Source organism: Labrenzia sp. R5_0 (assembly GCF_017743835.1).
GTDB lineage: Bacteria > Pseudomonadota > Alphaproteobacteria > Rhizobiales > Stappiaceae > Roseibium > Roseibium algicola.
On sequence record NZ_JAGHRK010000001.1, the window covers coordinates 690,269 to 706,396 of the forward strand.

The 16,128-nt window shown below is 59.5% G+C and carries 13 protein-coding genes; 10 read left to right on the forward strand and 3 right to left on the reverse strand.

Annotated elements, in window-relative coordinates; all coding sequences use genetic code 11:
• Positions 1-534, forward strand: coding sequence for a DinB family protein (locus J7447_RS03205; protein ID WP_209168720.1), 534 nt, complete (start codon positions 1-3; stop codon positions 532-534).
• On the opposite strand, the gene J7447_RS03210 is transcribed toward J7447_RS03205, so the two are convergent.
• Positions 531-761, reverse strand: coding sequence for a hypothetical protein (locus tag J7447_RS03210; protein WP_023000078.1), 231 nt, complete (start codon positions 759-761; stop codon positions 531-533). The two genes, J7447_RS03205 and J7447_RS03210, sit on opposite strands and share 4 nt — an antisense overlap.
• Before the next feature lie 125 nt (positions 762-886).
• Between J7447_RS03210 and J7447_RS03215 the strand changes: the two genes are divergently transcribed.
• From J7447_RS03215 to J7447_RS03255, 9 genes are all read left to right on the forward strand, one after another.
• Complete coding sequence (locus tag J7447_RS03215; protein ID WP_353653740.1) at positions 887-2,503, forward strand: FAD-dependent oxidoreductase; 1,617 nt, start codon at positions 887-889, stop codon at positions 2,501-2,503.
• Positions 2,503-2,691: a DUF2783 domain-containing protein gene (locus J7447_RS03220; protein WP_023000080.1), complete on the forward strand. Its 189-nt coding sequence runs from the start codon at positions 2,503-2,505 to the stop codon at positions 2,689-2,691. The genes J7447_RS03215 and J7447_RS03220 overlap by 1 nt, the downstream gene beginning before the upstream one ends.
• Before the next feature lie 298 nt (positions 2,692-2,989).
• Complete coding sequence (locus tag J7447_RS03225; RefSeq protein WP_209168722.1) at positions 2,990-5,434, forward strand: methyl-accepting chemotaxis protein; 2,445 nt, start codon at positions 2,990-2,992, stop codon at positions 5,432-5,434.
• Positions 5,435-5,703: 269 nt separating this feature from the next.
• Positions 5,704-6,612, forward strand: coding sequence for a metal ABC transporter substrate-binding protein (locus J7447_RS03230; RefSeq protein ID WP_228148054.1), 909 nt, complete (start codon positions 5,704-5,706; stop codon positions 6,610-6,612).
• An 88-nt stretch (positions 6,613-6,700) separates the two neighbouring features.
• Positions 6,701-7,600, forward strand: a complete 900-nt coding sequence (locus J7447_RS03235; protein WP_286188899.1) for a manganese/iron ABC transporter ATP-binding protein — start codon at positions 6,701-6,703, stop codon at positions 7,598-7,600.
• Positions 7,600-8,511, forward strand: coding sequence for a metal ABC transporter permease (locus J7447_RS03240; RefSeq protein WP_023001559.1), 912 nt, complete (start codon positions 7,600-7,602; stop codon positions 8,509-8,511). The genes J7447_RS03235 and J7447_RS03240 overlap by 1 nt, the downstream gene beginning before the upstream one ends.
• Entirely contained in the window at positions 8,511-9,362 is an 852-nt protein-coding gene (locus tag J7447_RS03245) for a metal ABC transporter permease (protein WP_209168723.1), read from the forward strand. The genes J7447_RS03240 and J7447_RS03245 overlap by 1 nt, the downstream gene beginning before the upstream one ends.
• 304 nt (positions 9,363-9,666) lie before the next feature.
• Positions 9,667-10,845 carry an efflux RND transporter periplasmic adaptor subunit gene (locus J7447_RS03250; RefSeq protein WP_023001561.1) on the forward strand — a complete coding sequence of 393 codons (1,179 nt, stop codon included), beginning with the start codon at positions 9,667-9,669 and terminating at the stop codon, positions 10,843-10,845.
• A 31-nt stretch (positions 10,846-10,876) separates the two neighbouring features.
• Complete coding sequence (locus tag J7447_RS03255) at positions 10,877-14,008, forward strand: efflux RND transporter permease subunit (RefSeq protein ID WP_209168724.1); 3,132 nt, start codon at positions 10,877-10,879, stop codon at positions 14,006-14,008.
• A 242-nt stretch (positions 14,009-14,250) separates the two neighbouring features.
• Here the strand turns inward: J7447_RS03255 and J7447_RS03260 are convergent, their stop codons facing one another.
• Both J7447_RS03260 and J7447_RS03265 read right to left on the reverse strand, forming a co-directional pair.
• Positions 14,251-15,513, reverse strand: a complete 1,263-nt coding sequence (locus J7447_RS03260) for a TRAP transporter large permease subunit (RefSeq protein WP_051990172.1) — start codon at positions 15,511-15,513, stop codon at positions 14,251-14,253.
• A gap of 53 nt (positions 15,514-15,566) precedes the next feature.
• Positions 15,567-16,115, reverse strand: coding sequence for a TRAP transporter small permease (locus J7447_RS03265; RefSeq protein WP_209168725.1), 549 nt, complete (start codon positions 16,113-16,115; stop codon positions 15,567-15,569).
• Between the last annotated feature and the right edge of the window lie 13 nt (positions 16,116-16,128).

Genomic DNA, 16,128 nt, shown 5'->3' on the forward strand with positions numbered 1-16,128 from the left:
ATGAACACTGTCCTGGACCACCTCCGCCTGATGGCTCGCAACAACGCCTACGCGAACGAACGTCTTTACGACGCCTGTTGCCGGTTGTCGCAGGCGGAGTTCGAGGCGGAAAGAACCGGGTTCTTTCCCTCGATCCGGGAAACGCTCAACCACAATTGGGAAGTGGACCGATACTATCTGGATGCCTTGAAGGAAGAGGGGCAGGGGCTGTCGGTATTCGACACGCCGCATCTTGCCTCTGCAGCAGAGCTGGAACCGGCCCAGAAGAGTGCCGACGAGGCTCTGATCGCATTCTGCGACCGGATGGTGGAAGGAGACCTGGACCGGAATGTCGCTCAGGACCGGGGCAAGAGCGGTGTCTTTCACGAGACGATCGCAAACACGTTGCTGCATCTCTTTCAGCACCAGATCCATCACCGGGGGCAGGTGCATGCCATGCTGGCAGGAACCAGTGTTGCACCGCCTCAACTTGACGAGTTCTTTTTGGAGTTCGATCGCCACCCGTCGGCGCAACGTTTCTGGGAAACTGGCTAGCGCTTCGGTGCAAGGATCAGCAGGGCGAGCCAGGTGAGGCCACCTGCAAGAACTATGATCTCGCTCACTACGATGGCGATGCCGACCATGCTCCAGTTGTCGGCAAGGACGGTGGCGGGAGCGGCGATGAGTAGCGCAAGGGCGACCGCGGACATCAGTCCGGCAATCAACCGGAATGTCCAGCGTCGGCCGGATGTCAACATGTTCTGACGTGTCAGGACTGGCATGTCACACCTCCTTCTTGGGGGATTGTCTAACGAAAACGCGCAAGCCCCCCTGCGGGTTCCGCGAAACAGGCAAAGGCGAACCGGTTCACGATGCCGGTACGCCTCGGCAATTGGGAGAAACGCCTGTGACCAAGTTGTTTGAAGCGCCGCTTTATCCGTACAAGCGGTCCCAGGATCAGGATGCAGCGACACCCGTTCGCCATCCGGTAGTGATCATTGGAGCCGGACCGGTGGGCCTCGCCACGGCTATCGATCTGGCTCAGGCGGATGTGCCGGTCGTCGTTCTCGATGACAACGACAAGGTTAGCGTGGGTTCTCGGGCAATCTGCTTTTCCAAGCGTTCGCTAGAAATCTTCGACCGGCTGGGCTGCGGCGACGAGATGGTCGACAAGGGCGTCGTCTGGAACGTCGGCAAGGTGTTTTTCGGTGACCGGCAGGTCTACGATTTCAACCTGCTTCCGGAGCAGGGGCACAAGCGCCCGGCCTTCATCAACCTGCAGCAATATTATTGCGAACTTCATCTGGTCGAGCGCATTCGCGCTCTGCAGGTGGAAGGCAAGCCGGTGGAAATCCGCGGTGGCAGCCGGGTTGCGAACCTCAACCAGCGGGACGACCACACGCTGGTGACCGTTGAAACGGTCGATGGTGCCTACAATCTGGAAGCGGAGTGGCTGATTGCCTGCGACGGGGCTGGTTCGCCGTCCCGCCGGATGCTCGATCTCGATTTCGTCGGCCGGGTGTTTGAAGACAACTTCCTGATTGCCGACGTCATCATGAAGGCGGATTTCCCGACCGAACGCTGGTTCTGGTTCGATCCGCCCTTCAACAAGGACCAGTCGGCTCTTCTGCACAAGCAGCCGGACGGGGTCTGGCGCATCGATCTTCAGCTGGGCTGGGACATCGATAAGGAAGAAGAAAAGAAACCGGAAAACGTCATTCCCCGGCTCAAGCAGATGCTGGGCGCGGATGTCGAATTCGATCTGGAGTGGGTGTCGATCTACACATTCCAGTGCCGCCGCATGGAAAAGTTCCGCCATGGCCGGGTGATCTTTGCCGGCGACAGTGCTCACCAGGTGTCGCCTTTCGGTGCGCGTGGTGCCAACTCCGGGTTCCAGGATGCCGACAATCTCGGCTGGAAGCTGAAGCTGGTCATTGACGGCAAGGCTCCGGAAAGCCTTCTGGACAGCTATGCTTTCGAGCGCGAAATGGCCGCAGACGAGAATATCCTGCAAAGCTCGCGTTCAACCGACTTCATTACTCCCAAATCGGAAATCAGCCGTATTTTCCGTGATGCGGTGCTGGACCTTTCCGAACATCACGCCTTTGCCCGGCCACTGGTCAATTCCGGGAGACTGTCCGTTCCTTGCGTCTATGACGGTTCGAAGCTCAATGGACCGGATGTGGAAGGCCTGCCCGCGCGCACAAGACCGGGAAGTCCGGCTGTGGATGCGCCTCTGGCAGACGGCTGGCTGCTGGACAGGCTTGGCAGCGGCTTCCATCTGCTTGGCATCGGCGCCGAAGTACCCGAGAAGCTTCTGATCGACGATATCGAAATTACCGGTGTCAGCATTGCGACTTCTGCAGCCGGTGAAGAGCTCAAGGCCCGCTATCTGGGTGACGCGCCTTCGGCCGTCTATCTGATCCGGCCAGACCAGCATGTGGCGTCGCGCTGGACAGACTATGACCGCACTGCGGTCGAAAACGCATTTGCAATTGCACTCGGGAAAGGCGGAGAGGCCTAATGGCGGAGATTGTCACCAAAGCGAACCTTGAAACGCCCGACGGGTTTTATGCTGACCTGCTGACCGCCCATGAAGGCCTCACAAAGGCCGAAAGCGATGCGTTCAATGCCCGGCTGATCCTGTTGATGGCAAACCAGATCGGTGAGCGGCAGGTGCTCGAAAAGCTGCTTGAGGCCGCCAAACAATAGGTCGAACAGGGCGTCGCGCAGGTGTTGTTGCCGTACGCATTGAGGCTTTTGACGAGGGTGTGAGAGATTCGCCCAATCACACCCTCGGTAGAATTTCAGTTTCACCTGATAGCAATGCAGGTAATTGGAATTATTTTGGGCAAAAATAATTTTTAGAAAAATGTCCAGTATCGCCTTGTCGATAAAGACTAAAAAACGCCCGATTTAATTCGTGACGGCTAACAAAAGTCGAACCCGAAATTTTTCACCAATTGTTTATCTGCCCACACCTTCAATCGCGGAAAGTGCGGGGGAAACAATGTCCAGGTTACTTACACCTTTAAAGAATGTGCGCCTTTCTGCGAAAGTAGGCGGTGGCTTTGCAGCCATGATTCTTGTCGCCGCCGCGGTCGGTGCCGTGGGCGCGGTCGCTATTCTCGGCCTCAGAACACAGTCGGATGTCAGTGCGAAGGCAACAACCGCAATGGCAAACCTTCAGCAGGTCGCACAAGCGCAGGAAGCCTATCTCTCGGATCGCACACCGGAGCTGGCTGACGCAGCCCGGTTTCAGATTGACCAATTGGAAACTGCGCTGGTCACGCTCAATGGCGTCTCGAGGCCTGGAGAGGGCGAAACGGCCACCGCAGAGGCCATCTCGCTGGTAGGTCAGCTTGGTGGCGAGTTTGATGGTGTCGTGCAGGCTGTCGAGAACAGGCAGGCTCAGGTCGACAAGTTGCTGCGGTCCGCTGTCAATCTGGCAACCATCGCCGCCCAGATCAACGACAAGATGAGCAAGATCCAGCGTGATGCGGGCAGCGCCGCCAAGACCGCATCAGGCACACGCAACCGGGCTGACAAGGTTGGGCGCATGTTGTCGGATATGGAAGACTTCGTCGCCGGTCTGGAAGCCAGGATCGCCGAGGTGAGTGAAGGTGCCGATCTTCCGCCTGAAACGGTGGCGGCCATTGTGGAGGGCACGCAGACCCTGGCAAAGACGGCAGCGAAGGCCGGAAAGCTGAAGGTGGACGGCATAGACCCGGCAAAGGTCAAGGAATTGGCGGACATGGCGGCAGCGCTCGGTGAAAAACTGCCGAAGCCGGAAGGGGACGGTGCTCGGCCGGCACCTGTGTCGGCTGCCGTTGCTGCGGATCTCGTAGCGGGACTGGTGAAACTCCACACTCAGGCCTCTGCCTTGCGCAAGACGGTTTATGCGGCAACCGATGACGCCAAGTCGATTGCCGGCAAGGCAACGTCGAAACTCGGTATCGTTGATCTCGTCAATGTGAACGTGAACAAGTACCAGAACGCGTCCCTGGATATTCGCTCTGCGACAATGGAGTATTTTGCTGGCTTCGATACAATTGGTGCAGAAGAGGTTCTCAACCGTATCGAAACGCTGCGCTACCTCGCCAATCTGCTGAAGGCGGACAGTGCCGCTTTCCCGGAAATCGCGGATGCCATTGCGTCGATCGAGGCAGAGGTTGGCACTTATGAGGCCGAGTTCGCCGCAATGGTCACCGCGAAGGATGCGTTCGATGTCAGACGGACAGAGCTTGTTGCACTGTCCGGCAAGGTTCGCAGTGTCATCACGGCCCTCACGGAGGCTCAGTCCGCGGGAGCTTATGCGCGGGCCGATACCGCGCTTGGGCTGATCGCGGTCGCACTCGTCGTCGCCGTTGCAGCTGGTGGATTGCTGGCCTTTGTTCTTTCTCTCGTGATCACGCGCCCGACACGGGCATTGACCGAAGCCATGGGCCGCCTCGCGGAGGGGGATATAGACGCCACCATTCCCTCGACTGATCAGCGGGACGAAATCGGAGACATGAGCCGCACCGTTCAGGTGTTCCAAGAAAACGCCCGCGAACGGATTCGCCTGGAAATCGAAGCGAATGCCCATCGCGAGGCCCAGAATGCGCGCCAGCAGGACATCGAAGATCTGATCCAGAACTTCCGAGGTGAAATCCAGGGACTTCTTGGTGCGCTGGACGAAACGGCCGCCGGCATGTCCAACACAGCTTCGGCACTTGGCGGCATCGCGGAAAGCAGTGCGGAACAGGCAGGCGATACTTCCAGGGTCAGTGAAGACGCCAGCATGAGCGTCGAAAACGTTGCCGGTGCGGCCGAGGAACTGTCGGCATCCATCGCCGAAATCGGGGAACAGGTACGCCGGTCTTCCGACATCGTCACGTCGGCGACGAGCGCGGTACACGAGACCAATGGCAAGGTTCAAGGACTGGCGGAAGCTGCCTCGAAGATTGGCGAAGTGGTCAGCCTGATCCAGGCGATTGCGGAACAGACCAATCTTCTGGCGTTGAACGCCACCATCGAAGCCGCTCGTGCAGGCGAAGCAGGCAAGGGCTTTGCCGTTGTGGCCGCCGAGGTCAAGGAACTGGCGACACAGACTTCGAAGGCAACCGAAGAAATCTCGTCCCAGATCCAGACCATTCAGAACTCCACCAGCGAAGCCGTCGCGGCCATCGGGGCAATTTCCGACACGATGGAAGAGGTCAACGGTTACACTCAGGGAATCTCGGCAGCCGTTACCCAGCAGGGCGCGGCCACCAACGAGATTTCCGGAAATGTGCAGCGGGCGGCCCAGAGTACGCAGGCTGTTCAGACCAATATGTCCAGCCTCGCCCGGGCGGTTGGCGATACCAAGGAAGCATCGGGGGATGTTCTGGCTGCTTCAGGAGACCTGAGTAACCGCAGCAACGCTCTGAAGCAGGGAATCGAAACCTTTCTGGCCCGCGTTGCAGCAGCTTGACGGCAAACGGGAAAAGCAACACTTCGGCACCCCACCGGATTCCGATCCGGTGGGGTGCTTTTTATTCGATTGATACATCGGCGTGACACGCTTCAACCTTAATGCGGGAACAAGGTTGGGATTGCCCGGTGACGCCGCGTTCTTCCTGAGGTGAGTCGCCCGGCGACGGAACATGAAGACAAGAATGATATTGCAACTCATTCGCAACAAGCTTGACAGTTGCGAATGAGTTGCAATATCACTTGCAGAAATGATGTTCGAACCGGGATATGGTGATGTTGAAAAAACTGCTTCTGACGGTCTCTCTTGCGGCACTTGCAGCCGGACCGGTAAACGGCGCTTCCGCACAGGACAAAATGAAAGTGGTGACCACATTCACCGTTCTTGCCGACATTGCGCAGAATGTTGCCGGGGAGACCGCCGACGTGGTCTCGATCACCAAGCCGGGTGCGGAAATCCACGGTTATGAGCCGACACCGCAGGACATCGTGCGGGCATCCGACGCGGACCTGATCCTGTGGAACGGCATGAACCTTGAGCGTTGGTTCGAGCAGTTTCTGTCCAACCTAGGCGACATCCCCTCCGTAACCCTTACAGACGGGATCGAACCGATCTCGATCGCGTCGGGTTCCTATGAAGGAAAGCCGAACCCGCATGCGTGGATGGGCCTGGACAACGCGCTGATCTATATCGACAACATCTCCAAGGCATTTGCCCAATACGACCCGGAGAATGCGGAGGTCTATGCCGGCAACGCGGATGCCTACAAGGCAAAGCTGCGCGAAACCATAGAGCCGCTGCGCCAGGCCGTTGCCGATATCCCGGAAGACAAACGCTGGCTTGTGACCTGTGAAGGCGCGTTCAGCTATCTCGCTCGTGATTTCGGCATGAAGGAGCTGTACCTCTGGCCGATTAACGCCGATCAGGTCGGCACGCCGCAGCAGGTCCGTTCGGTGATTGACGGGGTGCGAGAGCACGACATCCCGGTCGTCTTCTGCGAGAGCACGGTCAACACTTCGCCTGCCAAGCAGGTGGCCCGGGAAACCGGCGCGAGATATGGCGGCGACCTTTATGTCGATTCCCTGAGCGAGGCGGACGGCAAGGTGCCCACCTACCTCGACTTGTTGAAGGTCACCTCGAGCACGGTGGTCGAGGGGCTGAAATCCAATTCACAGTGATGGCCCGTAATAAAGACTGCCGGGCAGCATGACCCGATGCTGCCCTTGATTGTGTCACAGTAACTTCGGATTGTACTGGAAAGCCTGCATGCTGAATGTCATCAAGGACCCGGTTATGGATATGCCCAACGTCAGGGACGATGGCGGAATTGCCGCCGAAGACGTTACGGTTACCTACCGGAACGGACATACGGCACTCTGGAACGCCAGCTTCTCGATCCCGCGCGGCACCGTCACGGCTCTGGTCGGCGTCAATGGCGCGGGCAAGTCGACACTGTTCAAGGCCATCATGGGGTTCGTGCCCACAGCCAAGGGGCGCATCCGGATCCTGGATATGACCGTTCGGGAAGCCCTAAAGAAGAACCTCGTCGCCTACGTTCCCCAATCGGAGGAAGTCGACTGGTCATTCCCCGTTTTGGTGGAAGACGTGGTGATGATGGGCCGTTACGGCCACATGGGGTTTTTGCGCCGACCAAAACCAGCGGACCATGCCGCGGTCGACCAGGCACTGACCCGCGTGAACATGCAGGATTTCCGGCATCGGCAGATTGGCGAGCTTTCCGGCGGTCAGCGCAAGCGCGTCTTTCTCGCCCGCGCTCTTGCCCAGGACGGCCAGGTGATCCTGCTGGACGAACCTTTCACCGGCGTCGACGTGAAAACCGAGGAACAGATCGTGGCGTTGCTGCGGGAGTTACAGGCCGAGGGCAGGGTGATGCTTGTCTCCACCCATAACCTCGGTTCCGTTCCCGAATTCTGCGACAGGACGGTGCTGGTCAAGGGAACGGTGCTCGACTACGGGCCAACCGCGACTACCTTCACCCGTCAGAACCTGGAGAGGGCCTTTGGCGGGGTGCTGCGCCATTTCACCATTTCCGACCAGACCCTGCACACGGATGGCGATCAGCGTACAGTGACGATCCTGACCGACGACGAGCGCCCGTTCGTTCAATACGGCGACGAAGTGCAGACAAGAGAGGCGCGCGACTGATGGAGCCTTTCAGTTTCGCCTATCTTCTCGAACCCTTTCAATACGGCTACATGACCAATGCCATGTGGGTTTCCGCACTTGTCGGCGGGGTTTGCGCCTTCCTGTCGTCCTACCTGATGTTGAAAGGCTGGTCTCTGATCGGCGATGCCCTGTCTCACTCGGTCGTGCCGGGGGTGGCAGGTGCCTATATCCTGGGCCTGCCGTTTTCCCTTGGGGCCTTTCTGGCAGGCGGACTTGCAGCCGGGGCCATGCTGTTCCTGTCCGAACGTTCGGGCCTCAAGGTCGACGTCATCATCGGCCTCATCTTCACGTCCTTCTTCGGCCTTGGTCTCTTCATCGTTTCCATCAGCCCCATGTCGGTCTCGGTCCAGACGATCACCATGGGCAACATTCTGGCCATCACGCCGGAAGATACTCTGCAACTGGCCATCATCGGCTTTGTGTCGCTGGCGATCCTGACGCTCAAGTGGAAGGATCTGATGGTCACTTTCTTTGACGAAAGCCATGCCCGCACAATCGGTCTGAGGCCCGGTCTCCTCAAGGCAATCTTCTTCGTGCTTCTGTCCGCTTCCGTGGTTGCGGCCATGCAGACGGTCGGGGCCTTTCTCGTTATTGCAATGGTGGTCACGCCCGGTGCGACAGCCTACCTCTTGTGCGACCGGTTCCCACGCCTGATCCTGACCTCCATCGCGATCGGCACGCTGACCAGCTTTGCCGGGGCCTATATCAGCTACTTTCTGGACGGGGCCACAGGCGGTATCATTGTCACCTTGCAGACCCTGATCTTCCTGTTCACATTCGTTCTGGCGCCAAAGCACGGCCTTCTGGCCGCCAGGCGCAAGTCGGCGGAAGCTCTTCGCCGGGGATACGCTGCGGACGTTGCGAAATCAGAAGCGGGAGATCAGGCCTGATGGACCTCGAGACACTGCTTCTGCCGTTCAAGTTCCCCTTCATGCAGAACGCGTTTCTGATCTGCGTGATCGTGTCCATCCCGACAGCACTCTTGTCGAGCTTCCTGGTGATCAAGGGTTGGGCCCTGATGGGGGACGCTGTCAGCCACGCGGTTTTACCCGGCATCGTACTGGCTTACATCTTTGGCATACCATTGATCGTCGGCGCTTTTGCCGCCGGCATGGTCTGTGCCGTTCTGACGGGTTACCTGTCAGGCAACAGCCGGGTGAAGCAGGACACCGTGATGGGGGTCGTGTTTTCCGGCATGTTCGGTGTCGGCATCGTGCTTTACGTCTCGATCCGGACAAACGCTCATCTGGACCATATCCTGTTCGGCAACATGCTGGGTGTGGAGCAGCACGAGCTTTTCACCGCAGGCGTTATTGCCCTCGTTGTCGGCGGTGGGCTGGTGCTGAAGTGGAAAGACCTTCTGTTGCACAGTTTCGATCCGGCCCAGGCTCAGGCCTCCGGTTTGCCGGTAAAGCTGTTGCACTACGGCCTTCTGGCGGCACTGTCGCTGACGATCGTGGCAACGCTCTCTGCTGCGGGCCTTATCCTGGCGGTTGCCTTGCTCATTGCACCGGGGGCAATCGCATTCCTTTTGGTCCGCACCTTCAAGTCGATGCTTTACGTGTCGGTGCTGATCTGCATGGTGTCAATGGTCGCAGGCACCTATGCCAGCTTCTTCCTCGACAGCGCCCCGGCCCCCACCATCGTCCTCATTTTGACAGCCGTTTTCATCGCCGCGTTTGCACGCCGCCAGATCCTGACCCGGCAAGCATCCCTGCGCCGCGTTGACGACGCCGCATAGGGACAGATCCTGCCATACCGAAAGAGAACCGGTGCCGGACGTCTGCACTGGTTTCGGTCAATCACTACGCTATCTGGATAGAAATCCCGGCCAGAAGACGCTCTCACGGCGGTTCCGGCAGTCAGTTTCTATATCATAGGTAGAATTTGCAAAGATGGAACAACTCATTGGCGTGAAAGCGTGTCGTTTCGCTTACAAATTGGTACACCTTATCGATTGTTGGCATACGGGAATTGCCGTAGATAACTGGTTTCAGGAAACAACCGTTTTCGGCAGTGCCGGCAAGTTCTGATCGGAGTTCCAATTGTCAATTTGGAAACAGCTCGTTCTCACCCTCCTGGTTGTCATCGTGGCGGCGGGGCTCTGGGTTCGTTATTATCCGGGAGCCGGCGCGCACCTGTCCGCCTGGGGGATCGACTGGCTGGATTTTGCCGTCGCCGATGCAGCGCCAAGCGGAGGTGATCAACCGCGGCGTGGCCGGGGTGGGCCGCAAGGTGCCGTCGTTGCAACGCCGGTCGTCGAAATCACGATCAATGACCGTCTGTCGGCGATCGGTACCAGCACGGCACTGCAGTCTGTTGCCGTAACGCCTTATACAAGCGGCCGCATGACCGAGGTTCTGGTCAAGTCCGGTGCCACCGTGAAGGCAGGAGATGCCATTGCCAAACTGGATCTGGACGCCGAGCAGATCGCCGTCGAGAGAGCCGCAAATGCTCTGAAGGATGCCGAGGCCCGGCTTCAGCGTATGCAGGTGCTGCGGAAAACCAATACCGCTACGGCTGTTCAGGTGACAGACGCGGAACTCTCGGTGGACAATGCGCGGCTGCAACTTCGCGAAGCCGAACTGGCGCTCTCCCGCCGCTCCATCGAAACTCCGATCGCCGGCGTGGTCGGCATTCTTCCCATTACCGCAGGCAATTACGTTTCCTCGCAGACCGTCATCGCAACCATTGACGACCGCAGCGAAATTCTTGTCGATTTCTGGGTTCCGGAGCGGTTCGCCTCCGCTATCGCAGTGGGATCTCCGATCACCGCCACGTCGGTCGCCCGCCCGGGTGAAACCTTCGAGGGTGTCATCAGTGCCGTCGACAACCGCATCGATATCGACAGCCGCACACTTCAGGTTCGTGCCCGTTTTCCGAACAAGGCCGACAAGTTGAGAGCCGGAATGTCGTTCCAGGTATCGATGAAGTTTCCCGGCGACAAATATCCGGCGGTTGATCCGCTGGCCGTGCAATGGGGTTCCGACGGTGCCTTCGTCTGGGCCGTGCGTGAAGGCAAGGGCGTTCGTGTCCCGGTCAGCATTATCCAGCGCAATACCGACAGCGTGCTGGTCGACGCGGAGCTGACGGTCAACGACGAGGTCGTGACCGAAGGCATTCATCTGGTTCGCAACGGGGCCGACGTGACGGTTGCAGACCGCAAACAGGCTCCGGCATCGGACACTCCGGCGACAACTGCTTCCAGCCAAAGCGGTTCCTGAGAATTGACCTGAAGGTCTTGGAGAGATTGCCATGCAGATGGACCGTTTGAAGGAACTTGGCATCACCGGCCTGTTCGTGCGGCGTCCGGTTCTTGCCTTCGTGATCAACATGCTGATCGTGGTTGCGGGGATCGCGGCAATTTTCGGCATCGAAGTGCGCGAACTGCCCGACGTCGACCGCCCGGTCATCACCGTCAGCACGGATTATCCGGCCGCAGCTGCCGAGACCATCGACCGTGAAGTGACCGGTGTCATCGAAGGCGCAGTGGCACGTGTCTCCGGCGTGAAGTCTATCTCTTCATCGTCCTCCTTCGGCCGAAGCCGTGTGACCGTGGAATTTTCCGATGATGTCGATCTGGACGTTGCCGCTTCCGACATGCGCGATGCGCTCGGGCGCATCACCAACGATCTGCCCGAGGACGCCGAGCCTTCCCGTATCATCAAGGCCGATGCCAACGCACAGCCGGTATTGCGCCTGGGTCTGACTTCCGACCGCATGTCGGTCGAGGACATGACGGTGCTGGTGGAAGACGAGATTTCCGACGTCCTTGCCGCTGTTCCGGGTGTCGCGGACGTCCAGGTCTACGGTGACCGCGACAAGATCTTCCGGATCGACATCGACCAGGCCAAGATGGCCAGCCTCAATCTGACCATCGCGGATGTGGCCAATGCCCTGTCCTCCATGGCCTTCGATACGCCGGCAGGCTCGCTGACCAGCCAGAACCAGGATCTGATCGTCCGCGCCACGGCTTCCATTGATACGCCTGAGGAATTCGAAAGCGTTATTATCAATCGCCGGGCAAGGCTCCGCGATTTCGTGACGGTGACCCTTGGGCCGGATCTGGGCCAGACGCAGCTGCGCGCCAACGGCAAGTCGGGCATCGGCCTTGGCGTCATTCGCTCGGCCCAGTCGAACACGCTCGAGATTTCGGAAGGCGTTCGTTCCGCGGTCGACCGTATCCAGGAGAACCTGCCCGAAGGCATGACCATTGAGGTCACCAGCGATGACGCCACCTTCATCAATGGCGCCATTCATGAAGTCGAGATTGCCCTTGCCATCTCGGTCAGCATCGTTCTGCTGATCATCTTCATTTTTCTGTGGGACTGGCGGGCAACCATCATTCCGGGCGTGTCCCTGCCGGTGGCGCTGATCGGCACACTTGCGGCGATCTATCTTGCCGGGTTCTCCATCAACATCCTGACGCTGCTGGCGCTGGTTCTGGCAACAGGCCTTGTGGTCGACGATGCCATCGTGGTGCTGGAAAACATCGTGCGCAGGCGAAACGAAGGCATCGGACCACGCGCTGCGGCGGTTCTGGGTGCCGAAGAGGTCTTCTTCGCGGTACTGGCGACAACGGCGACGCTGATTGCCGTGTTTGTACCGCTCTCCTTCCTGCCGGGGCAGACCGGCGGGCTGTTCCGCGAATTCGGCTTCGTACTCGCCATCGCGGTGTTCCTGTCCTCCATCGTGGCGCTGTCGCTGTGTCCCATGCTGGCCTCGCGCATTCTCAAGAGCAAACCGGCCGGCAAGGCCGATGATCACGGGGGCGGTGCCGGTGGTCTGGGGCGGATGTTGAGCGCTCTCTACAGGCGCTGCCTGCATGCATGCCTTGATGCGCCGATGGTGGTTGTGGCTATATCGCTGCTGTTTGCAGCCACCGCGGGTGTCCTGTTTCCCACCATCAAGTCGGAACTGACGCCGACTGAAGACCGCTCGATTGCCTTCATGCGCATTTCCGCGCCTCAGGGCGTGAGCCTCGATTACCTGTCTCAGCAGATGCGCCAGATCGAAAACCTGCTGGAGCCTTACCGGGAAAGCGGCGAGATCAACAGCACCTTCTCGATTGCGGGAACAGGCGGTTCTAAGAACAGCGGCTTCATCGTCATGCGTCTGGCGCCGTGGGACCAGCGCGAGCGGTCGCAGCAGCAGATCCTGTCCGAAGTCAGCGCGCTTGTGCGTGATGTACCGGGTGTGCGGGCCTTCGCTTTCCAGCCCAACAGCCTGGGCATTCGCGGTGCCGGGTCCGGCCTTCAGTTTGCCGTCGCCGGCAGCAATGACTATGCGACGCTCGGCGCAACGGCGGACAAGATCATCTCGGCGATGGAGCAGGACCCAAGGTTCCGGCAGGTGCGCCTGTCCACCGAGGCCACCCAGCCGCAGCTTTCGGTTTCCATCGATCGCGAACGCGCCTCCGACCTCGGCATCGACATCAACGGACTGGGCACGGCCATGCAGGCCATGCTGGACGGTCGCAAGATCGGTCAGGTTTTCATCAACGATCAGGCCTATGACGTGAAATTCGTCTCCACGTCCAATCCGATCAACGATCCGACGGACATGGAGAACATCTTCATCAAGACGGGTGATGGCCGCTTCGTACCCGTGTCGACCATTGCCAGCCTGGTGGAAAAGGCCGTGCCGCCTTCTCTGGCCAGGGAACAGCAGCTGCGCTCCGTCGCTGTTACGGCAGGTCTTGCCGACGATTTCGCCCTCGGTAATGCCTATGAGGAAGCGCTGAAGATCGCCGAACCGTTGCTGCCGCCCGGTGCCCGTATCGTGCCGCTGGCGGAAACGGCAACGCTGGGTGAACAGTCATCCTCCATGGCGCGCACGTTCGGCTTTGCGATCATCATCATCCTGCTGGTGCTGGCGGCCCAGTTCGAGAGCTTCATCAGTGCGCTCATCATCATGGCGACGGTTCCGCTTGGCCTGGCCTGCGCTGTCTTCGCCATGCTGCTGACCGGGACGACACTCAACGTCTATTCCCAGATCGGCCTCGTGCTGCTTGTGGGCATCATGGCGAAGAACGGCATCCTGATCGTGGAATTTGCCAACCAGCTGCGGGATCGCGGGCAGGGAGTGAGAGAAGCGATCGAGAATGCCTCGAACATCCGTCTGAGACCGGTGATGATGACCATGATCTGTACCATTGTCGGCGGCGTGCCGCTGATCATGGCAAGCGGGGCAGGGGCAGAAGCGCGAATTGCCCTGGGGTTTGTCATTGTCGGCGGTCTGGGCCTTGCGACTGTCTCGACCCTGTTCCTGACGCCGGTTGCCTATCTCCTGCTCGGACGGTTCATCACACCGGCCGTTCAGGAAGAAGAGCGCCTCCACAAGGAATTGGACGCGGCAAGGACGATCGGTCAACAGCCGGGCGAGTGACAACACTGGAAAGCCGGCTTTGGGCTGGCTTTCACCCAACCGAGTCATCCCGGCCGCAGCGCAGCTCAGGGATTGGAGGCCCGGTTCGTGTGAACAGGCGCAGGTGACCGGGTATCTTCAAAACCGAAAGACCAGTGCCTCTCTGATCCCGGCTCACGCTGCGCTTGGCCGGATTGGCGAGCAGGCGCATCGCGAAGGAAAAGAAACCGCCCGTATGTCCACGGGCGGTTTTCGTTTTTGCCTTACCGCCCGGTGATGGCCGGGAAGAACAGCAGGATACCTACGGCGAGTATCTGCAGGGCGATGAACGGCAGCAGCGAGCGGAAGATCGTTGCCAGCGTGATGCCCGGTGGGGCCACGCTCTTCAGGTAGAAGGCAGCAGGCCCGAATGGCGGTGACAGGAACGACACCTGCATGTTCATGCAGAACAGAACGCCAAACCAGACCGGATCGTAGCCGAGATCCTTGATGATCGGCACGAAGATCGGCATCGTCAGCAGCGCGATCCCGACCCAGTCCAGGAACATGCCGAGCACGAACAGGATCAGCATCATGAACAAGAGGATGATGGTCGGATTGTCGGAGATGCCGGATATGAGGGCCGAGACGAACTTGATGCCGCCCATCAGGTTGAACACTCCGACCAAAGCACTTGCACCGATGCCGATCCACACGATCATGCCGACGGTCTGAAGCGTCTGCAGGGCAGCGCCTTTCAGAAGCTCGAGTGTAAATTCCCCCCGAACCACCGTCGACAACAGCACCCCGGCAACGCCGACCGCCGATGCCTCGGTGACACTCGCGATGCCACCGTAAATGGAGCCAAGCACGCCGGCAACGACGGTAAGCGGCAGGATCAGCCCCTTCAGGAGGCGGAGTTTTTCCGCCATCGGTACAGGTTCATCGTCCTGTACCGGTGCGATGGCCGGGTTGAGGTAGGCCCGGATCAGGACGTAGGCGACATAAAAACCAGCCAGCATCAGACCCGGCAGAAAGGCGGCGGTAAAGAGATCGCCGACCGAGACGTTGGCGGTAAGGCCGTAGATGATGAGTACGATGGACGGCGGTACCATGGTGCCGAGCGCACCGCCTGCGCACACGACGCCGATGGCCAGGTGCTTGTCGTAGCCGAGGCGCAGCATCTGGGGCAGCGCAACAAGGCCGAGCAGCACGACTTCGCCGCCGATGATGCCGCTCATGGCCGCCAGGATCACTGCCACGACGATGGTCTGGATAGCGACCCCGCCGCGCAGGCGTCCGCCCAGCAGCTTCATGGCGTCGAACAGATCTCTGGCGATGCCTGATCGGTCAAGGATTGCCGCCATCAGAACGAACATCGGCACGGAGACGAAAACGAAGGAACCGACGAAGGAGTAGACCCGGCTGGTGATCAGCGGCACGACCATGGGTCCGAACCAGCCGAGCGCGAAGATCAGCGCAACCAGCAGGGTGACGAAGGCAAGCGGGATGCCGGAGACCAGCAGCACCAGCAGCATCGCAAACATGAGCAGCGTGCCAGTCTCGATGCCGAGCCCTTGAAGGGAGCCGAAGAACTCTGTCACTTGCGCCCCCTGGCATAGTTATAGGCAAGAATGAGGAACTGGACGGCCATCACCGTCATGACGACCAGAAGGAAAACCTTGATCAGGCCCGGGAAGACAGGGTCCCAGGCACTGCCGGAGCGTTCCAGACGGAAGCTGCCATCGGGCCGAAAGGCCGCCTTTTGAACCATCAGCCAGCTGGCGTAGGCAAAAAAGGTGCTGGCCACCATGCAGATGAGCGAGATGACGACGTCAAGGATACGCCGCAGAGGTGGCGGCAACGTGTCGTAGATCAGCACGACCCTGATGTGGCGGTCGCGCGCGGTGCAGTAGAGCCCGCCATAGAGAAAGGCGGCGCCGCACAGGAAAATGGTGGTCTCGTGCGCCCAGATTGTGGGGGCGTTGAAGACGTAGCGCAACAGCACTTCGTTGATGAGGATCAGCATCGAAGCAACGATGCCGATGGCAAACAGCAAGCCGCCCCTGTCGATCCAGCGCCCGAGCATGCCGGCCTCGGCAATAGCGCCGGGATCCTTTTCCCGCTCCGGGGTTTCGTTCGGTTCCACCAAGGTTTCCTCC